The sequence below is a fragment of the Agrobacterium sp. 5Ca39 genome (genome assembly GCF_055382365.1).
In genome coordinates this window covers 1,248,024-1,267,028 of the sequence record NZ_AP026437.1, presented here as the reverse complement: position 1 = coordinate 1,267,028, position 19,005 = coordinate 1,248,024, and the positions used below count along the sequence as shown (strand labels likewise).

Here is a 19,005-nt window from a genome sequence, read left to right as displayed (position 1 = left end):
AGATTTGCGGCCGGCGGCGACCGCAACCCGCGGGCCGGTGGCGTGTGACGAGGGGATGAATTGCACATGAGATTGCTTGAAACCGGAGCGCTGGCAGCGATGCTGACCATGGCCGTGGCGTGCACCAGCACCGGGCAGACGGAAATCACCCGCACTGTGGCCGGTTTTATAGGGCAGCCGCGGGAGGCGGCGATCGCCCGGCTTGGCCGCCCCAACAAGGTCATCATCGAAAAGGGCGCAACCGAATCCTACTGGCTGAAAGTGGATGTCGAGACCTATGCCGGGCTCAGCAACCGGCGCGAATACCGGACCGTCGACGGGCAGGCGCAGGTCTCGCAGACCGAGGGCATGAAAATCAAGCAACATCGCCGCGATTGCATCATCAAGATCACCGCGGACGCGGCTTCCATCATCACCACGAGCGAGATCATCGGCGATCCGGCAAGCTGCGAGACTGTCCTGGGGCGTCCGGCTCCCTGACCGCCGTGGTTGAGATCGCCGCAGATTTACAGATGACGGCGGTTTTTTCCGAAGCCTGAAACCGTGCGCGTCTTTCGTTAACGGATTGGCGCCGCCTTTCTGTGGATGAGAGCGTCTGCTGTTGTTACCGTGAGCCTCTACGCATATGTTGGAGTACTGATTTTCGATTTCCGGGCAAGGCGGACAGGCACCTCATGACCTCCCAGTTGGACTTTTTCGCTTCCGCGGCCGCGCGGCTTCCCGAGACCGAACGGGGGCGAAAAATGCCGGGACGCGGAGCGGTGCAGAGGGTCGCGATGGATGACGAGGGGCTGGCGGGCTATCTCGAATCCACCGGCAATTACCGCGTTCTGCGCAAGCTCATGCCGCGTCAGGTCGTGGAACGGCCAAGGCCGGAATTTTCCCGCCGGGGTGTGATCCTCGACACCGAAACCACGGGTCTGAACCACCGGACGGACGAAATAATCGAGATCGGCGTCATCGCCTTCACGTTCGACGATCAGGGCGCCATTGGCGACGTCACCGGCATTTACGGCGGACTGCGGCAGCCCAACGTCGCCATACCGGCGGAGATCACCCGGCTGACAGGGATCACCGATGACATGGTTGCGGGGCAGGCGATCGACATGGAGCGGCTGGCTTCTCTCGTCGGCGATGCCGATCTGATCATTGCCCACAATGCCGGCTTCGACCGTCCCTTCTGTGAAGCCTTCTCGCCCATATTCAATGAGAAGGCCTGGGCCTGCTCCGTTTCCGAAATCGACTGGCGGGTGCGTGGATTTGAGGGCAACAAGCTGGGTTATCTGATCGGTCAGTCCGGTTATTTCCATGATGGCCATCGCGCGGTTGATGATTGCTTCGCGCTTCTGGAGGTGCTCGAGCAGAACCGGCCCGGCCAGGAAGGCATGACGCCCTTCATGGAGCTTCACGCGGCTAGCCGTAGATCGCGCGTCCGGATCTACGCGGAGAACAGCCCCTTCGATATGAAGGATCACCTCAAAAAGCGGGGGTATCGCTGGTCGGACGGTTCGGACGGCCGGCCGAAATCCTGGTGGGCGGAGCTGCCGGAAGAGATGCTGGCGGAGGAGCTGCATTTTCTGCGCACCGAAATCTATCGCTGGGACGCCGACCCTACGGTCAAATATCTCACGGCTTTCGACCGGTTCAAGGCCGGGTAGGGTTAATCGCCTGCGGGCGTTTTGATCTAGTGATGAAAATCTGTCCTGTTAACAGGCTGCTTCTTTCGTGTGCGCTGGACAGGTTGCTCAAATTTTGAGCTCATGTCATTTTCCCCGCGATTTAAAGTGGGGAATCCGTCTGGCACGGGCTTTGCTTTCTGTCTTGTATGCAAGATTTACATACCAGGCAGGATCGTCAGATAAACATTGAAGAGGCCATCGTATCCGGCATTTTGTCGGCGCGTATCCGGCCGGGCACACGGCTCAGCGAAAACCAGCTCGCAGGTCTTTTCTCCGTATCGCGCACCCGGGTACGCGAGGCGATGATGCGGCTGGAAACCCGGGGAATCGTGCACGTTAGTGCGAGGCGGGGCTGGTTCGTGGTCGAGCCGTCTGCCGAGGAGGCGATGACAATCTATGAAGCGCGCCGGATCATCGAATCCGGGTTAGTGCGCAGTATGCGGACCCTTACCGAAGAAGGGCGCGGCGTCCTCCTGGCGCATCTCCAGGAAGAGAAAGTCGCCATAGCCGCGGGCGACCGGCAGCGACTGACCTGCCTCATGGGCGATTTTCACATCAGGATCGCCGAGCTTTGCGGTAATGCCGTCCTCGTTGAACTGCTGCGCGACCTGACGGCCCGCACGATCCTCATTTCCATGCTTTACCAGTCGGAATTCCATGCGCTGCAGTCGCATCAGGGACATTGCCGGATATTCGAGGCGATGGCAGCCGGCGATTTCGCGAGGGCGGCGGAGCTTTCAATCGAACATCTGGACGAGGTGGAAACCGGCCTCGATCTCACCCGGCGACCTGACCCGCTCGCCGGTCTTCGCCACTCGCTCGCCCTTCCGGAACATAACCGCGGCGATACCGACAAAAAAACCGAGCAACAGAACCAGCACAAGGAGAATGACCCATGATATTCAGACGGACCTTCATCGCCGCCGCCGCCATGGCTGCCGCCTTCGGACTTTCCGCGCCCGCAAAGGCGGACGCCCTTGCCGACATTGCCGCACGCGGCACGCTGCGCGTCGCCGTGCCGCAGGATTTTCCACCCTTTGGCAGTGTCGGGGCCGACATGACCCCGCAGGGTTATGACATCGACGTCGCGAAGTTGATCGCCGACAAGCTGGGCGTGAAGGTGGAGCTGGTGCCGGTCACCAGCGCCAACCGCGTTCCCTATCTGCAGACCAACAAGGTCGATCTGGTGATCTCCAGCCTCGGCAAGAACGCCGAACGCGAGAAGGTCATCGATTTTTCGACCGCCTATGCTCCTTTTTTCAACGGCGTGTTCGGTCCGCAGGACGTTTCCCTCTCCAAAGCCGAGGACCTGAAGGGCAAGACCGTTGCCGTGACGCGCGGTTCGGTCGAAGACCTCGAGCTGACGAAGGTTGCGCCCGCGGACGCCACCATCAAGCGCTATGAGGACAATAATGGCACCATTTCCGCCTTCCTGTCCGGTCAGGCGGAGGTTGTCGCAACCGGCAATGTGGTCGCCGCCGCCATTCTGGCGAAGAACCCGCCGAAGCGGCCGGAAATGAAATTCCTGATCAAGAATTCGCCCTGCTACATCGGCCTCAACAAAAATGAGACGGCTCTGCTGGAAAAGGTCAATGCGACTATCGCCGCGGCCAAGGCGGACGGTTCGCTGAATGCCATCGCCACCAAATGGCTCGGGCAGGATCTGCCGGCCGATCTCTGATCGTCACATATCCCCGTCGTCCCGGTTCCCCGGGACGGCTTTCTCACCACCGGCGCAAGGGGACTTTTCTTGAGCTATCAATTTGATTTCCTGTGGCTCGGCGAATATTGGCCGCAGATTGCCAAGGGTATTGCCATCACCAGCCAGCTGACGCTGGTGGGCGGCGTCATCGGCGTGTCGCTCGGCACCGCCTGCGCCTGGGCCCGTGCGCTTGGCCCCTCCTGGCTAAGGCCCATCGTCGGCGGTTACGTCGAACTCATCCGCAATACGCCTTTCCTCATCCAGCTGTTTTTTATCTTTTTCGGCCTGCCGTCGCTTGGTTTCAAGCTTTCGGAGCTGACCGCCGCCAATCTGGCGATGATCGTCAATCTCGGCGCCTATAGCTGCGAGATCATTCGCGCCGGCATCCAGGCAACACCGAAAGGCCAGTTCGAGGCGGGGGCAAGCCTTGCGATGACGCGCTTCGAAACCTTCCGCCACGTGGTGCTCCGGCCATCGCTGCAGCGCATCTGGCCAGCGCTCACGTCGCAGGTTGTCATCGTCATGCTCGGGTCGGCGGTTGTCTCGCAGATCGCGGTGGAAGACCTGACGTTTGCGGCCAACTTCATCCAGTCGCGCACCTTCCGCGCCTTCGAGGCCTATATTGTTTCGACGGTGATCTACCTGCTGCTCGCGATCCTGCTGCGGCAGGGCATGCTGGCGCTGGGCGGCTTCCTTTTTCCGCGGAGGCTGGCGCGATGATGGAATTCACCTTCTGGGATATTCTGCGCAACCTGTTGCTTGCCACGCGCTGGACGCTGCTGCTGTCGCTGGTTTCCTTCGCTGGCGGAGGCCTGGTCGGCCTCGCGCTTCTGTGGCTGCGCATCAGTCCGCGTCCGGCCTTGAGCCGTCTTGCGCGCATCTATATCGAAGTCTTTCAGGGCACGCCGCTCCTGATGCAGCTTTTCATCGCCTTTTTCGGCCTCGGCCTCTTCGGAATCGATGTTCCAGCATGGCTTGCCGCAGGCGTGGCGCTCATCCTGTGGACTGCTGCGTTTCTGGCGGAAATCTGGCGCGGTTGTGTAGAGTCGATCGCAAAGGGGCAATGGGAAGCCTCGGCAAGCCTTGCCATGGGCCGCCTTCAGCAGATGCGTTACGTCATCCTGCCCCAGGCGATGAAGATCGCCATTCCACCGACAGTCGGTTTTTCCGTCCAGGTCATCAAGGGCACCGCGCTCACCTCCATTATCGGTTTCGTCGAACTGTCCAAGGCCGGCACGATCGTCACCAACGCGACCTTCCAGCCTTTCACGGTATACGGGCTGGTGGCGCTCATCTATTTCGCCCTCTGCTGGCCGCTGTCGAAATCCAGCCAGTTTCTCGAAAGGAAGCTCAATGTCGCTCATCGAAATCACTGAAGTCCACAAGAGCTTTGGCGACAACGAAGTGCTGAAGGGCATCAACCTGGATGTCGAGCCCGGAGAGGTGATCGCGATCATCGGGAAAAGCGGTTCGGGAAAATCGACGCTGCTACGCTGTATCAACGGTCTTGAGACGATCAGCAGCGGCTCCATTCAGGTGGCGGGCGCCCAGCTGCTTGATGACGAGCTGCATCTGAAGGCCCTCAGATTAAAGGTGGGCATGATTTTCCAGCAGTTCAATCTCTTTCCGCATCTGACTGCCGGCGGCAATGTGATGCTATCGCAGATGGTTGTGAAGAAGCTGGCGGCGCCCGAGGCGGAGGCGATGGCGCGCAGGATGCTGGAGCGTGTCGGTCTGGCGCACAAGTTCGACGCTTATCCGGACCAGCTCTCCGGCGGTCAGCAGCAGCGCGTGGCCATCGCCCGCGCGCTTGCCATGCAGCCCATCGCGCTTCTGTGTGATGAAATCACGTCCGCGCTTGACCCGGAACTGGTGTCGGAGGTGCTCGCTGTCGTGCGTGAGCTTGCCAGGGAGGGCATGACACTTTTGATGGTGACGCATGAAATGAAGTTCGCCCGTGACGTCTGCTCGCGCGTCGTCTTCATGCATCAGGGACGGGTACACGAGATCGGCCCGCCGGAAGAAGTTTTCGCTAACCCCCGCACACCGGAACTCAGGCAGTTCCTCGGTGTGCTCTAACATTCCATGGCTGCGCACGCCTGCAGAACGGCGTGCGCAGTGGCCCGTGCGCCGCAGGCTTCGCGCTGCGACTTGCGCGTTCATGCGTCATGTGGACCAGCGACGCGTAATCAATTAGTCGTCAAGATTGCATACAATTTTTCCATCGCATCGAAAACAATCGCTGTAAATTTGGGCACTCTTCCCGCTCGGTGTTTCTTTCCTTCGAAAATATCCTTTTGCATCAATGAGAAAGCCGATTGGCACGCCTCCTGCATGGATAGAAGTGTCGCAGGAGAGTGTTTATGAGCAAAGCCGCCGCAATTGACATCGCTTCCGTATCCAAGATTTACGGCAACACCACCGCCGTCCATGCGATAAGCCTGAAGATACCGCCCGGGAGCTACTGCTGCCTGCTCGGCCCGTCGGGCTGCGGCAAGACCTCGACGCTCAGGATGATCGCTGGTCACGAGAGCATTTCCAGCGGCGATGTCAGGCTTGGCAACACCGTCGTGACCGATCTGCCGCCCGCCCGGCGCGGCACGGCGATGATGTTCCAGTCCTATGCGCTGTTTCCGCATCTCGATCTCGTCGACAATGTCGCCTTCAGCCTCAAGATGAAGGGCGTGGACAGGGAGACCCGGCGCACAAAGGCGCTGGACATGCTGCGCCTGATGCAGCTCGAGCCTTATGCCGGCCGCCGCCCGGCCCAGCTTTCCGGCGGGCAGCAGCAGCGCGTGGCGCTGGCGCGCGCACTCATTACCGATCCCGAGGCGCTGTTGCTGGACGAGCCGCTTTCGGCGCTCGATCCCTTCCTCAAGATCCGCATGCGCGCAGAGCTGAAGAAGCTGCAGACTTCACTCGGCATCACCTTCGTCCACGTCACCCACAGTCAGGAAGAGGCGATGGCACTGGCCGATATCATCGTCGTCATGAATGACGGCCGCATCGAGCAGGCCGCGACCCCGCGTGAGGTTTTCGAGCGACCGGCGACCGCTTTCGTCGCCCGTTTCATGGGCGACCACAATGTCATTTCCGGACGATTCAGGGAAAGGTCCGGCGAGCTGGTGACGCTTGAAGTCGCAGGCGGCGGCACATTTACCGCGACAGGCGCGGCGCCGGATGACGGGGCGGTCGATATCGCCGTTCGCACCGATCGGGTGCGTGTGGGTGAGACCGATCAACCCGGTCTCGGTTTTACGGGCATCGTCTCCAATGTCGAGTATCGCGGCGCCACCGTGAAGATCGCCGTGACCGGCGCCGGCATGGAGGATTTCAACGTCATCCTCAGAGACGCCGCCTTTTTCGAAAACCCGGTCAGGACCGGCGACGCCATACCGCTTTCATGGAATGCGGCCGATGCCATCGTGCTCGGCCGGGTAGAGAAGTGACCCCAAAAATAACCAGAGGAGAACTTTGCAATGACCGATACCACCAGCAGCAAGAAGGGCCTGTCCCGCCGCGGCCTCCTGAAAGCGGGCGCGGCTGCCACGGGTGCGGCGATCGGCTCCGGCCTCATCACCGGCTTCCCGACCATCTGGGCGCAGAACCCCATCACCATCCGCCAGTTCGGCACCGGCGTCTCCAACCTCAACGCCATCGCCGAAAAGTGCAAGGCGGACCTCGGCATCACGCTTGAGATGACGGCGACGGATTCCGACGCCGCTGCCCAGCGCGCTGTCACCCAGCCGAACTCCTACGATATCGCCGATATCGAATACTGGATCCTGAAGAAGGTCTATCCGGCCGGCGTCATCCAGCCGATGGAAATCAAGAAGCTCAAATATTACGACAAGATCGTGCCGCTGTTCAAAAACGGCAAGCTGAAGCCTGACAGCGTGGTCGCGCAGGGCACTGCGCCGCACACGGTCGGTTACGTCGAGAAGCCCGGCGACAAGACATTTGCCAAGGGTGAGACCGATTATTTCACCATGGTTCCGACCATCTACAATGCCGATACGCTCGGCATCCGCCCCGATCTCGTCGGCCGCGATATCACCAGCTGGGCCGATATCATGGACCCCAAGTTCAAGGGCAAGACCTCCATCCTCAACATCCCGTCCATCGGCATCATGGACGCGGCGATGATCATGGAAGCCATGGGCAACATCAAATATGCCGACAAGGGCAACATGACGAAGGCGGAAATCGACAAGACCATCGATTTCCTCATCAAGGCCAAGAAAGACGGCCAGTTCCGCGCCTTCTGGAAGAGCTTCGACGAAAGCGTCAACCTCATGGCCTCGGGCGAAGTCATCATCCAGTCCATGTGGTCACCGGCCGTTGCCGCGGTCCGCTCGAAGGGCATCGCCTGTAAATACCAGCCGCTGAAGGAAGGCTATCGCTCCTGGGGCGGCGGTCTCGGTCTCGCCAAGCATCTGTCCGGTGCGAAGCTCGATGCAGCCTATGAATATATCAACTGGTACACTTCGGGCTGGGTCGGCGCCTACCTCAACCGTCAGGGTTATTACTCCGCCGCCATGGAAACGGCGAAGGAGCACATGACCGCCGACGAGTGGGGTTACTGGGTCGAGGGCAAGGCGGCTCAGGGCGATATCATCGCGCCAGACGGCAAGGTCATGGAAAAGGCCGGTGCCGTGCGCGATGGCGGTTCCTTCGAGGAGCGCATGGGCAAGGTGGCGTGCTGGAACTCTGTCATGGACGAAGACCGCTACATGGTCCGCCGCTGGAACGAATTCATCGCGGCGTGATGCTTTCAGGACGACCGGCGGCAAGTGCCGCCGGTCAATTGCGACAGGCACCCACCTCTCGACGTCATCCTCGGGTCAAGCCGAGGATGACGTCGAGGGTGTGGCGGACCTTCCAACGTGCCCGCTGGCGGCAAAGCCGCCGGCACTTCTGCAAATCCACAGAAAGGCTCCCCATGGTGACGGTCAGACTCATCGGCGTCAGCGACAAGAAGGACAGACCGCCCCGCAGCTTCGCGCTGCCGCAAAAACTCGTTTCCTATGTGCAGGCTGCCCCGCTTTTCCTGATCCTCGGCTTTTTCCTGGCTCTGCCGATCCTCATGATCACCGTCGTCAGCTTCTGGGATTACGATTTCGCCCAGATGTATCCTGATTTCGTAACCTTCAATTACAGCGAGACACTGGGATCGTGGGTCACCTGGCAGACCTATCTAAATACGTTGAAATATGCAGCGATGGTCTGGGCCATCACGCTGTTCTGCGGTTTCTGGGTGGCTTATTTCCTCGCCTTTCACATCCGCACCACCACCATGCAGATGGTGCTGTTCCTTGTCTGCACCGTGCCTTTCCTGACGTCCAACATCATCCGCATGATTTCGTGGATACCCGTTCTGGGGCGAAACGGTCTCGTCAACAGCGCGCTGGTCGGCACCGGCATCATCCCCGAGCCGATCGAATGGCTGCTCTATTCCGATTTTGCCGTGGTGCTGGCCATGGTGCATCTTTATACGCTGTTCATGGTCACGCCGATCTTCAACACGCTGATGCGCATCGACAAATCCTTGATCGAGGCGGCGCGCGACGCTGGTGCGACCGGCTGGCAGACGCTCACCAATGTCATCATCCCGCTCGCAAAACCCGGCATGGCGATCGGCAGCATCTTCGTTGTCACGCTGGTCATGGCCGATTTTTCCACGGTTCAGGTCATGTCGGGCGGCCAGAGCGCCTCGGTGGCGCTGATGATGAAGAACCAGATGTCGCTGCTGCAATATCCGGCCGCTGCCGCCAATGCCGTCATCCTGCTCGTCCTCGTTCTCCTGATGGTCGCGGGCATCCTGCGCATCGTCGATATCCGCAAGGAGCTTTGATTATGCACCGGGAAAAACGCGGCCGCGAATTCTATATCCTCGCTTTCTTTTTCGCCCTCTTCGTGCTGTTTCTTTACGGCCCGTTGTCGGCCATTCTCATCCTCGCCTTCCAGGGGCCGAACGGAGGCCTGACGTTCCCGCTGAACGGCGTCTCGCTGCACTGGTTCGGCAATCTCTTCGAACAGCAGGCAGTCGGCGATTTCGGCGGATCGTTCCGCCGTTCCTTCGCTCTCGGCGTGATGGTCATGGTCGTAACCGTGCTCGTCTCTTTGCTGGCAGGCCTGGCCTTCCGTCGCAAATTCATCGGCGCGACGCCGCTGTTTTATCTGTCGGTCGCCAGCCTGGTGGTGCCTTCCATCATCATATCCCTTGGCATTGGTGTTTTGTTTCAGCAGCTTGGGCTTGAACCTTCATGGTATACATCAGCTTTTGGCGCGCATCTGACCTGGACATTGCCCTTCGGCGTTCTCATCATGCTCGCCGTCTTCAACCGGTTTTCGCCGTCCTATGAGGAAGCGGCGCGCGATCTCGGTGCGTCCTCATGGCAGACCTTCGCCCATGTGGTGCTGCCGATGATCGCGCCGAGCCTGATCGGTGTCGGCCTCTTCGGGTTCACGCTTTCCTACGACGAGTTCGCCCGCACGCTGATGACGTCTGGCACCTACAACACGTTGCCGCTGGAAATCTACGGCATGACCACCAATGTCACGACCCCTGTGCTTTATGCGCTCGGCGCCGTTACCACCCTGTTTTCCTTCCTGGTGATCGCGGCCACGCTCGGCCTGATCGTCACGCTCAATCGACGCCATTCGCGCGGATGAAGAAACCCAAGATGCGCATTCTCGTCATCAATCCCAATACCACGCAGTCCATGACCGCGACCATCGCCGACGCCGCGACACGGGTGGCGGGCCGCGATACGGAAATCCTCGCCGTCACCTCTTCCATGGGGCCTGTCTCCATCGAAGGTTATTACGACGAGGCATTCGCGGTGCCTGGCCTTCTGCTGGAGCTTGCCAAGGCTCCGGCGCTGCGCGTCGACGCGGCGATCATCGCCTGTTTCGATGATACCGGGCTTGATGCGGCCCGGGCTCTTGCAGACATTCCCGTCATCGGCATCTGTGAGGCGGCGGTTTCCGCCACGGCCTTCATCGCGCAGAAATTCACCATCGTCACGACGATGGAACGGTCCCGGCTGCCGCTCGAACATCTCGTCCAGCGCTATGGCATGTCTTCCCGCTGCAATGTCCGCGCCGCCGACATTCCGGTTCTGTCGCTGGAAGAGGCGGGTTCGAATGCACGCGAAAGGCTGCGGGAGGAAATCTCCCTGGCGCTGAGGCAGGATCGTGCCGAGGCGATCGTGCTCGGCTGCGCCGGCATGGCCGACCTGACGGCGGAACTCCGCGCCGAATTCGGCGTCCCTGTCATTGACGGCGTCGCAGCAGCCGTCAAACAGGCGGAAGCACTGGTATCCATGGGGCTCTCCACCGCCAAGCGCGGCGCTTATGCCACGCCGGTCGCCAAGCCCTATCGCGGATTGCTGGACATGTTTCAGCCGGACAGGAGCGGCGGGATGCCGGAGGGCGGCTGAGACGTTTTCCGGTCCGGTTCACGCGGTGCTGATTTCGCAAGGCCCTTCATATCCCTGTCGTAATAGTGTCTGATACCCTCGGCGTTTCAGTGCGGACGATGTGTATGCGCAGCCGTCATACGCTTAGGGAGCTATCGTTGAATTCCTCGACACCCACGATTTCGAACGACACCGCGCGTCACAAAATCGGAACGCCCGGCGAAGTTTTCGCGGCCTTTCTGAAGCTCGGGGTCACGTCCTTTGGCGGCCCCATCGCTCATCTCGGTTATTTTCGCGATGAGCTGGTCGTCCGGCGCAAATGGGTCGATGAAGCCGGTTATGCGGACCTCGTGGCGCTCTGCCAGTTTCTGCCCGGTCCCGCTTCCAGCCAGGTGGGCTTTGCGCTCGGGCTGCTGAGGGCAGGGCCGCTCGGGGCGCTGGCCGCCTGGACGGCGTTTACGCTGCCATCTGCCATTCTTCTCGTCGCTTTCGCAATGGTCGCCGCATCCATCGAAGGCCCCGTCGGCACCGGACTGCTGCATGGACTGAAGATCGTCGCTGTTGCCGTGGTCGCCCAGGCGGTATGGGGAATGGCAAAAAGCCTCTCACCGGATCGTGAGCGCGCGACCATCGCGATGGCCGCCATCGTCTGTGTCGTGTTCATCGCCGGCGCTTTCGGGCAAATCCTGGCGCTTTGCGCCGGAGCGCTCGCCGGGCTCGTCTTCTGCCGCGCCGCCTCGGCGGGGTCGACCAGCCATCTTGCCTTCCGCGTGTCGAAACGCGTGGGATATGTTTCGTTTGCGGCTTTTGCCCTTCTTCTCTTTCTGCTGCCGGTTCTTGCGGCGGGCGCGGCCTGGCAGGGGCTCTCCTTGTTTGACGCCTTCTATCGGGCCGGCGCGCTGGTCTTCGGAGGCGGCCACGTGGTGTTGCCTCTTCTGCAATCCGAAGTCGTCGCCTCGGGCTGGGTCACCAGGGATGCCTTCATTGCCGGCTATGGTGCAACGCAGGCCGTGCCCGGTCCGCTCTTCACTTTTGCTGCTTATCTCGGCGCGGTGGCGGGCCCTCAGCCGAACGGCGTGGCGGGCGCAGCCATCGCTCTCGTCGCCATCTTCCTGCCCGGCATGTTGCTTCTCGTCGGCGCACTTCCTTTCTGGGAAGGTTTTCGCCGGCATCCTCTGGCGCAGGCGGCCATGCGCGGCGCCAATGCCGCGGTGGTCGGCATATTGGGCGCGGCGCTTTATGATCCCGTCTGGACCAGCGCCGTCTTCACCCCCAGGGATTTTGCACTGGCGCTTGCGGGTTTCATCCTACTGACGGTCTGGAAAGCGCCGCCATGGGTCGTCGTTCTTCTTTGCGCGGCCGGCGGCGTGGCGCTCGCCCTCGTGTAAAGGCTTCAGGCAGTGCCGATGCTGTCGAACAGCCAGTCGGAAAAGACCTGCATGGCTGGGGTCGGCGGTTTCGATTGCAGCCGGGTCAACCAATAGCTACCGAGCGATATGGTGACGGGAAAAGGTTGGACGACCGCTCCGGAAGCCAGATGCCGTGAAAACATCGACGGCGGCGCCAGCGCGACACCGAGCCCTTGCAGGGCGGCCTCCATCATCCCGAGCGACGTGTCGAAGACAATGCCGGCATTGACCTGTGCGGCCGGCGTGACGCCCGCCGCCGCAAACCAGCTGCTCCATTCATCGGCGCGGTAACTGCGCAGCAATGTCGCTTCCATCAGGTCGGCCGGCGCTTTCAGCGTTTCCGCCAGTTTCGGCGTGCACAGCGGCGAAAGCGGCGCGTCGAAGAGACGAAACGCATCCGTGCCGTGCCACGAGCCCTGACCGAAACGGATGGCGAAATCCAGCCCCTCTGCCGCCATATCCACCCGGTTGTTGTTGGTGGAAACCCTGACGTCAATAAAGGGGTGGCGCTTCTGAAACGCCTGCAGGCGCGGCAGCAGCCAGCCGACCGCGAAGGTGCCGACAACGCCGAGAAACAGCAGTTCGCGCACCTGCCCGGCCTCGATGCGGTCAAGCGTCGTTGCCATCTGGTCGAAGGAACTGGTCACCGTCGGCAGCAGGGCTTCGCCTTCCGCAGTTATCTTCAGGCCGCGCGGAAGACGCTGAAAAAGCGCGACGCCCAGCCGCTTTTCCAGTCCCTTGACCTGCTGGCTCACAGCCGCCTGCGTCACGCATAGTTCGATCGCCGCGCGGGTAAAGCTCAGATGCCGCGCGGAAGCTTCGAACGCGCGCAAACCGTTCAGGGGAAGAAATTGACGGACCATTCGAGACCTAGATTTTCTTGTGTCTCCTCCGAGATATCATGATTTGTTCGTGCAATGTAGGGCGGCTAAACGTCTTTCGCGCTGGCTGGGGAAACGCCTGATATCCACCTGAGGTTTTGGAGACGCGACAGATGAATTTTCACCGCAGACATATCGTATGGACGGCCATGCTTTCGGCGATCCTCCTCACGCCGGCTCTGGCCGCCGACGAGGCGAGGCTGAAGGCGATAACGGATGCGGCGATCAAGCCCATCATGGAAAAGAACGGCATACCCGGGCTTGCGGTCGGCATCAGCGTCGATGGAAAGAGTTACATCTTCACTTACGGCGCGATGTCAAGAAGCACCGGCCAGCCGGTGACGGCTGAAACGCTGTTCGAACTCGGCTCCATCAGCAAGACATTCACGGCTACCCTTGCGACCTACGCCGAGGCGAACGGGCATTTGTCGCTGTCCGGCAGGGTCAAGGATTATCTTCCGGGCATGAAGGGCACCGCTTTCGGTGACGTTACATTGACGCATCTCGGCACCCACACCGCAGGCGGCTTTCCGCTACAGGTGCCTGACAATGTCAAAACGGAAACGCAGCTGCTGGCTTATCTCAAGAGCTGGAAGCCTTCTTACGGCGCCGGAACGCACAGGACCTACGCCAATCCCAGCATCGGCATGCTCGGCTACATCACGGCAAAGGCGATGGGGCAGGGCTACGACGCCGCCATGCAGGACACGCTCTTTCCTGCGCTCGGCCTGAAGGACACGTTCACGGTCGTTCCCAAGGCGAAGTTGGCCAATTATGCACAGGGCTACACGCGAAACGACGAGCCGGCCCGCCTGACGCCGGGCATTCTCTCTTCGGAAGCCTATGGCGTCAGATCGACGGCGACAGACATGATCCGCTTCGTCAACGCGAATCTGGGGCTTGAAAAGCTGGACGGCAAGATCCGGCAGGCGATCGCAAGCACCCATACCGGTTATTTCGAGGTCGGCGCCATGACGCAGGATCTCATCTGGGAGCAATATGCCCGGCCTGTCGCCTTGAAGACGCTTGTCCAGTCCAATTCCGGCGCTCTTCTCAAGACCGTTCCGGCGCAGGAAATCGCGCCGCCCCTGAAGCCCGGACAGGATGTCTTCGTCAACAAGACGGGTTCCACCAATGGTTTTGGCGCCTATGTCGCCTTCATCCCTCAAAGGAAACTCGGCATCGTCATACTGGCCAACAAAAACTATCCCAATGAGGATCGTGTCACGGCGGCCGTTGAGATTTTGACGACTGTCGACAAGGCGGACTGATATCCGCCCGATGCTTCCTTGCCGTGCCGGCGCGGAGCGCACTCCCGCCGGCGCCAAACGCATTTCGATCCCGCCGCCCGGATGACAGCGAGAACCAATCGCGCTACCGGAGAAAAGATACGCCGGCCACCGATTCGATCTCGACCGACCGCGCTTATCATCAAAAGGCAACTCTTTTTGCGCGGCTGCGATCTGCGACGGAAAAGCCGTCAGTCTCGCGCCGGGCGGTTCGTGGGGGACGACGATGAGCGACACGGGTGGTTATTTTCCTCGCTGGCGATTGAAAACCGAAGGGCGCATCATGCCGGATGAGCGATTGCCCGCCGGGCAGACCGCGGTGCTCGGTTTGCAGCACGTCGTGGCCATGTTCGGCTCCACGGTTCTCGCGCCGCTGATCATGGGCTTCGATCCGAATGTATCGATCCTGTTTTCCGGTATTTCCACGCTGATCTTCTTCATCGCCGTTGGCGGTCGCGTGCCGAGCTATCTTGGTTCATCCTTCGCCTTCATCGGCCCCGTTCTGGTGGCGACCGGGGCGGCGGCGGGCGCGGCAAGCCCGAATATCGCGCTTGCGCTCGGCGGCATCATCGCCGCGGGCGTGCTTTATGCACTGATTGGCGTGATCGTCATGATTGCCGGTCATAACTGGATCGAGCGGCTGATGCCGCCGGTCCTGACGGGGGCCATCGTCGCCGCCATCGGCCTCGTGCTCGCGCCTATCGCGATAGCCAGCGCCTCCGGCTCCGGCCCTGGCAATCCCGATGGCGACCAGCTATCGCGATGGATTGCCATTCTGACGGTCACCTCGGTCGGTGCGATTGCCGTCTATGCGCCCGGAATGGCGCGGCGCTTGCCGATCCTCATCGGCGGCGCGATCGCCTATCTCGCCTATCTCTTGGTGGCGAACGGCCTCGGCCTCGGCAAACCGGTTGATTTTTCAGGTGTCGCCGCCGCATCCTGGTTCGGATTGCCAACCTTCACCACGCCGGTCTTTTCCGCATCGGCAATCGCACTGATAGCTCCGGTCGTCGTCATCCTCGTGGCGGAAAATCTCGGGCACATCAAGGCTATCGGCGCGATGACCGGCAGGAACCTCGATCCCTACCTCGGTCGGGCCTTTATCGGCGACGGCATCGCGACCATCTTCTCCGGCGCCTTTGGCGGAACCGGCATGACCACCTATGCAGAGAACATGGGCGTCATGGCGATAACCCGCATCTTCTCGACGCTCGTTTTCGTTGTCGCGGCTTTGGTGGCCATCCTCCTCGGCTTTTCGCCGAAATTCGGCGCGCTTATACAGACGATACCCGGGCCGGTCATCGGCGGCCTGTCCGTCGTCGTCTTCGGCCTCATCGCGGCAACCGCCGGGCGCATTTGGGTGGAAAACAAGGTCGACTTTTCCGAGCCACGCAACCTCATCACGGTGGGTATCGCCCTTGTTCTGGGGGCAGGAAATTTCAAGCTGAATGTGGGCGGATTCACGCTTGATGGCATCGGCACGGCGACAATCGGCGCCATCGCCTTTTATCATCTGCTCGGCCTCGGCAAGCCGGCGCAGGGACGATAAGGCGGGGAGTGCCGGCGCGGCCTGGCGGCGAAGATGTGGGATGGGCGAAATATCGCGCATCCCCGCGCTTACAGGCATGCGACATCTTGTCAGCGGCCCCCGGTTGGCGTAGTCGAAACCGACAGAAACCCGGGGGCGACCAGCACTACCGTTTGGTGGCGCTGTGTTCGGCTCCATAGACATCATGACGTTGGGATTGCGATGAACCTTTACTTGGATTACCTGGCTGAAATCAAAAGCAGAGAACCACAGGGACTTGCGCCCAAGCCGATCGATGACGGTGCGTTGACCGCCGAAATCATCGAACTGATCAAGGATGCAGGCAGCGAACACCGCGCCGATGCCCTGAAGTTTTTCATTTATAACACGTTGCCGGGAACCACGAGCGCCGCCGGTGTGAAGGCTGCGTTTCTGAAGCAGATCATCCTCGGCGACGTCATTGTCCCCGAGATTACCCCCACCTTCGCGCTGGAACTGCTGTCGCACATGAAGGGCGGCCCGTCGATCAAGGTGCTGCTCGACATCGCGCTCGGCAACGATGCCGCAATCGCCACCAAGGCGGGTGAAGTGCTGAAGACCCAGGTCTTCCTTTACGATGCCGACATGTTCCGCCTGCGGGATGCCTACAAGGCCGGCAACGCGATTGCGCGGGACGTGCTTGAAAGCTACGCCAGGGCCGAGTTCTTCACCAAGCTTCCCGATGTCGAGGACGAGATCAAGGTCGTCACCTTCATCGCCGCCGAAGGCGATATTTCGACCGACCTCCTGTCTCCGGGCAATCAGGCGCATTCGCGCTCCGACCGCCAGCTGCACGGCCAGTGTATGATCTCGCCGGAAGCACAGGCGCAAATCGTCGCGTTGCAGAAGCAGCACCCCGACAAGCGGGTGATGATGATCGCCGAAAAGGGCACGATGGGCGTTGGCTCCTCGCGCATGTCGGGCGTCAATAACGTGGCGCTGTGGACCGGCAAGCAGGCCAGCCCCTACGTGCCGTTCGTCAACTATGCCCCCATCGTTGCGGGCACCAACGGCATTTCGCCGATTTTCGCCACCACCGTCGACGTGACGGGTGGCATCGGCATCAATCTGAAGAACTGGGTGAAGAAGCTCGGCGAAGACGGCAAGCCGATCCTCAACAATGACGGCAACCCCATCCTTGAGCAGAAATATTCGGTCGAGACCGGCACGGTCCTCAAGATCGACGCCAAGAATCGCAAGCTGCGGGACGAAAACGGCACCGAGCTGGTCGATCTCGCTTCGTCCTTCACGCCCCAGAAGATGGAATTCATGAAGGCTGGCAGCTCGTACGCCATCGTCTTCGGCAAGAAGCTCCAGACTTTTGCCGCTGAAACGCTTGGCGTCGAGGCGACCCCTGTCTTTGCACCGAACAAGGAAATTTCGATCGAAGGCCAGGGCCTCACCGCCGTCGAGAAGATCTTCAACCGCAACGCCGTTGGCGTGACGCCTGGCAAGGTCCTGCACGCCGGCTCCGACGTTCGCGTCAAGGTCAACATCGTCGGTTCGCAGGATACGACCGGCCTGATGACCGCGCAGGAACTGGAAGCGATGGCGGCCACCGTCATTTCGCCGCTGGTGGACGGGGCCTATCAGTCCGGCTGCCATACGGCGTCCGTCTGGGACAAGAAGGCTCAGGCCAACACGCCGAAGCTCATGGCCTTCATGCACAATTTCGGCGTCATCACCGGCCGTGATCCGAAGGGCGTCTATCACTCCATGACGGACGTGATCCACAAGGTGCTGAACGACATCACCGTTGATGACCGGGCAATCATCATCGGCGGCGACAGCCACACCCGCATGTCCAAGGGCGTCGCCTTCGGTGCGGACTCCGGCACCGTCGCTTTGGCGCTCGCCACGGGCGAGGCGACCATGCCGATCCCGCAATCGGTCAAGGTCACCTTCAAGGGAACGATGCAGCCCTACATGGACTTCCGCGACGTGGTGCACGCGACGCAGGCGCAGATGCTGCAGCAGCACGGCGACAACGTGTTCCAGGGCCGTATCATCGAAGTCCATCTCGGAACGCTGCTTGCCGACCAGGCTTTCACCTTCACCGACTGGACGGCCGAGATGAAGGCCAAGGCGTCGATCTGCATTTCCGAAGACGAAACGCTGATCGAGTCGCTGGAGATCGCCAAGTCGCGCATCCAGATCATGATCGACAAGGGCATGGACAACGCCGCACAGACGCTTAAAGGCCTGATTGCGAAGGCGGATCAGCGCATTGCGGAAATCCGTTCCGGTGAAGTTCCAGCATTGAAGCCTGACGCGAATGCGAAATATTTCGCTGAAGTCGTCGTCGATCTCGATGTCATCAACGAACCGATGATCGCCGACCCGGACGTCAACAACAACGACGTTTCGAGACGCTACACGCACGATACGATCCGTCCGGTTTCCTATTATGGCGCCACCAAGAAGGTCGATCTCGGCTTCGTCGGCTCGTGCATGGTGCATAAGGGCGACGTGAAGATCGTCGCGCAGATGCTGCGCAACATCGAAAAGACCGAAGGCAAGGTCGAATTCAAGGCGCCGCTCGTCGTTGCCGCGCCGACCTACAACATCATCGACGAGCTGAAGGCGGAAGGGGATTGGGAGATCCTCCAGAAATATTCCGGCTTCGAATTCGATGACATCAACCCGAAGACAACGAACCGGACCGAATACGAAAACATCCTCTATCTGGAACGCCCGGGCTGTAACCTGTGCATGGGCAACCAGGAAAAGGCAGCCAAGGGTGACACGGTTCTGGCAACTTCGACGCGTCTCTTCCAGGGCCGTGTCGTTGAAGACAGTGCCGAAAAGAAGGGTGAATCGCTTCTGGCCTCGACCCCGGTCGTGGTGCTGTCCGCCATTCTCGGCCGTACGCCGAGCATCGAGGAGTATCGTTCCGCCGTCGAGGGCATCGACCTGACGAAGTTCGCTCCGCCGAAGACGACGCCGATCGATTCCCAGTCGGTGCATTATTAATCCGCAATACCGCCTGCATCTGGATGCGGGACGGTGCGGTGAATGAAAGAGGGCGGCGGGGAGATATTCCCGCTGCCCTTT

17 protein-coding genes are annotated in these 19,005 nt (G+C 60.7%); 16 read left to right on the top strand and 1 reads right to left on the bottom strand.

Features of this window, described 5'->3' with window-relative positions:
* Window positions 1–66: 66 nt before the first annotated feature.
* From ACZ47E_RS19525 to chrA, 13 genes are all read left to right on the top strand, one after another.
* Window positions 67–480 (top strand): hypothetical protein, encoded by a 414-nt coding sequence (locus ACZ47E_RS19525; RefSeq protein ID WP_072492944.1) that lies wholly within the window; start codon window positions 67–69, stop codon window positions 478–480.
* Between the two features lie 194 nt (window positions 481–674).
* Window positions 675–1,658 carry a 3'-5' exonuclease gene (locus ACZ47E_RS19520; protein WP_044459291.1) on the top strand — a complete coding sequence of 328 codons (984 nt, stop codon included), beginning with the start codon at window positions 675–677 and terminating at the stop codon, window positions 1,656–1,658.
* A 167-nt stretch (window positions 1,659–1,825) separates the two neighbouring features.
* Window positions 1,826–2,578: a GntR family transcriptional regulator gene (locus ACZ47E_RS19515; RefSeq protein ID WP_006700489.1), complete on the top strand. Its 753-nt coding sequence runs from the start codon at window positions 1,826–1,828 to the stop codon at window positions 2,576–2,578.
* On the top strand, window positions 2,575–3,360 hold the full coding sequence (locus tag ACZ47E_RS19510; RefSeq protein WP_107339627.1) for a transporter substrate-binding domain-containing protein: 786 nt from the start codon (window positions 2,575–2,577) through the stop codon (window positions 3,358–3,360). The genes ACZ47E_RS19515 and ACZ47E_RS19510 overlap by 4 nt, the downstream gene beginning before the upstream one ends.
* A 69-nt stretch (window positions 3,361–3,429) precedes the next feature.
* Window positions 3,430–4,101, top strand: coding sequence for an amino acid ABC transporter permease (locus tag ACZ47E_RS19505; RefSeq protein ID WP_034496560.1), 672 nt, complete (start codon window positions 3,430–3,432; stop codon window positions 4,099–4,101).
* The gene (locus ACZ47E_RS19500) at window positions 4,098–4,757 is read left to right on the top strand and encodes an amino acid ABC transporter permease (RefSeq protein ID WP_022562609.1); all 660 of its coding nucleotides are present in this window, start codon (window positions 4,098–4,100) and stop codon (window positions 4,755–4,757) included. Before ACZ47E_RS19505 ends, ACZ47E_RS19500 begins: the two co-directional genes overlap by 4 nt.
* Window positions 4,735–5,460, top strand: coding sequence for an amino acid ABC transporter ATP-binding protein (locus ACZ47E_RS19495; protein WP_006700492.1), 726 nt, complete (start codon window positions 4,735–4,737; stop codon window positions 5,458–5,460). The genes ACZ47E_RS19500 and ACZ47E_RS19495 overlap by 23 nt, the downstream gene beginning before the upstream one ends.
* Window positions 5,461–5,744: 284 nt before the next feature.
* The gene (locus tag ACZ47E_RS19490; protein WP_278067547.1) at window positions 5,745–6,830 is read left to right on the top strand and encodes an ABC transporter ATP-binding protein; all 1,086 of its coding nucleotides are present in this window, start codon (window positions 5,745–5,747) and stop codon (window positions 6,828–6,830) included.
* A 30-nt stretch (window positions 6,831–6,860) separates the two neighbouring features.
* Entirely contained in the window at window positions 6,861–8,150 is a 1,290-nt protein-coding gene (locus ACZ47E_RS19485) for an ABC transporter substrate-binding protein (RefSeq protein ID WP_004444880.1), read from the top strand.
* 173 nt (window positions 8,151–8,323) lie between these two features.
* Window positions 8,324–9,235: an ABC transporter permease gene (locus ACZ47E_RS19480; protein ID WP_278067546.1), complete on the top strand. Its 912-nt coding sequence runs from the start codon at window positions 8,324–8,326 to the stop codon at window positions 9,233–9,235.
* Between the two features lie 2 nt (window positions 9,236–9,237).
* Complete coding sequence (locus ACZ47E_RS19475; RefSeq protein ID WP_137069324.1) at window positions 9,238–10,056, top strand: ABC transporter permease; 819 nt, start codon at window positions 9,238–9,240, stop codon at window positions 10,054–10,056.
* Window positions 10,057–10,067: 11 nt separating this feature from the next.
* Window positions 10,068–10,826: an aspartate/glutamate racemase family protein gene (locus ACZ47E_RS19470; protein WP_278067545.1), complete on the top strand. Its 759-nt coding sequence runs from the start codon at window positions 10,068–10,070 to the stop codon at window positions 10,824–10,826.
* Between the two features lie 137 nt (window positions 10,827–10,963).
* On the top strand, window positions 10,964–12,193 hold the full coding sequence (gene chrA / locus ACZ47E_RS19465; RefSeq protein WP_278067544.1) for a chromate efflux transporter: 1,230 nt from the start codon (window positions 10,964–10,966) through the stop codon (window positions 12,191–12,193).
* A 5-nt stretch (window positions 12,194–12,198) separates the two neighbouring features.
* Here the strand turns inward: chrA and ACZ47E_RS19460 are convergent, their stop codons facing one another.
* Window positions 12,199–13,077: a LysR family transcriptional regulator gene (locus ACZ47E_RS19460; RefSeq protein WP_006700572.1), complete on the bottom strand. Its 879-nt coding sequence runs from the start codon at window positions 13,075–13,077 to the stop codon at window positions 12,199–12,201.
* 131 nt (window positions 13,078–13,208) lie between these two features.
* Here ACZ47E_RS19460 and ampC point away from each other — a divergent pair, with 131 nt between their 5' ends.
* The 3 genes from ampC to ACZ47E_RS19445 all read left to right on the top strand — a co-directional run bounded on the left by ampC (window position 13,209) and on the right by ACZ47E_RS19445 (window position 18,924).
* Window positions 13,209–14,366 (top strand): class C beta-lactamase, encoded by a 1,158-nt coding sequence (gene ampC, locus ACZ47E_RS19455; protein WP_278067543.1) that lies wholly within the window; start codon window positions 13,209–13,211, stop codon window positions 14,364–14,366.
* Window positions 14,367–14,610: 244 nt separating this feature from the next.
* Window positions 14,611–15,933 (top strand): solute carrier family 23 protein, encoded by a 1,323-nt coding sequence (locus tag ACZ47E_RS19450; protein ID WP_278067542.1) that lies wholly within the window; start codon window positions 14,611–14,613, stop codon window positions 15,931–15,933.
* A 201-nt stretch (window positions 15,934–16,134) separates the two neighbouring features.
* A complete protein-coding gene (locus ACZ47E_RS19445) occupies window positions 16,135–18,924 on the top strand; it encodes a bifunctional aconitate hydratase 2/2-methylisocitrate dehydratase (RefSeq protein WP_112554208.1) in 2,790 nt (929 codons plus the stop codon).
* Window positions 18,925–19,005 lie beyond the last annotated feature (81 nt).

Coding starts and splice junctions, on each gene's coding strand:
- ACZ47E_RS19525 (WP_072492944.1), top strand. CDS start 67: ATGAGATTGCTTGAAACCGGAGCGCTGGCAGCGATGCTGACCATGGCC.
- ampC (WP_278067543.1), top strand. CDS start 13,209: ATGAATTTTCACCGCAGACATATCGTATGGACGGCCATGCTTTCGGCG.
- ACZ47E_RS19495 (WP_006700492.1), top strand. CDS start 4,735: ATGTCGCTCATCGAAATCACTGAAGTCCACAAGAGCTTTGGCGACAAC.
- ACZ47E_RS19515 (WP_006700489.1), top strand. CDS start 1,826: ATGCAAGATTTACATACCAGGCAGGATCGTCAGATAAACATTGAAGAG.
- ACZ47E_RS19475 (WP_137069324.1), top strand. CDS start 9,238: ATGCACCGGGAAAAACGCGGCCGCGAATTCTATATCCTCGCTTTCTTT.
- ACZ47E_RS19485 (WP_004444880.1), top strand. CDS start 6,861: ATGACCGATACCACCAGCAGCAAGAAGGGCCTGTCCCGCCGCGGCCTC.
- ACZ47E_RS19460 (WP_006700572.1), bottom strand. CDS start 13,077: ATGGTCCGTCAATTTCTTCCCCTGAACGGTTTGCGCGCGTTCGAAGCT.
- ACZ47E_RS19480 (WP_278067546.1), top strand. CDS start 8,324: ATGGTGACGGTCAGACTCATCGGCGTCAGCGACAAGAAGGACAGACCG.
- ACZ47E_RS19490 (WP_278067547.1), top strand. CDS start 5,745: ATGAGCAAAGCCGCCGCAATTGACATCGCTTCCGTATCCAAGATTTAC.
- ACZ47E_RS19450 (WP_278067542.1), top strand. CDS start 14,611: ATGAGCGACACGGGTGGTTATTTTCCTCGCTGGCGATTGAAAACCGAA.
- ACZ47E_RS19520 (WP_044459291.1), top strand. CDS start 675: ATGACCTCCCAGTTGGACTTTTTCGCTTCCGCGGCCGCGCGGCTTCCC.
- ACZ47E_RS19500 (WP_022562609.1), top strand. CDS start 4,098: ATGATGGAATTCACCTTCTGGGATATTCTGCGCAACCTGTTGCTTGCC.
- ACZ47E_RS19470 (WP_278067545.1), top strand. CDS start 10,068: ATGCGCATTCTCGTCATCAATCCCAATACCACGCAGTCCATGACCGCG.
- ACZ47E_RS19445 (WP_112554208.1), top strand. CDS start 16,135: ATGAACCTTTACTTGGATTACCTGGCTGAAATCAAAAGCAGAGAACCA.
- ACZ47E_RS19510 (WP_107339627.1), top strand. CDS start 2,575: ATGATATTCAGACGGACCTTCATCGCCGCCGCCGCCATGGCTGCCGCC.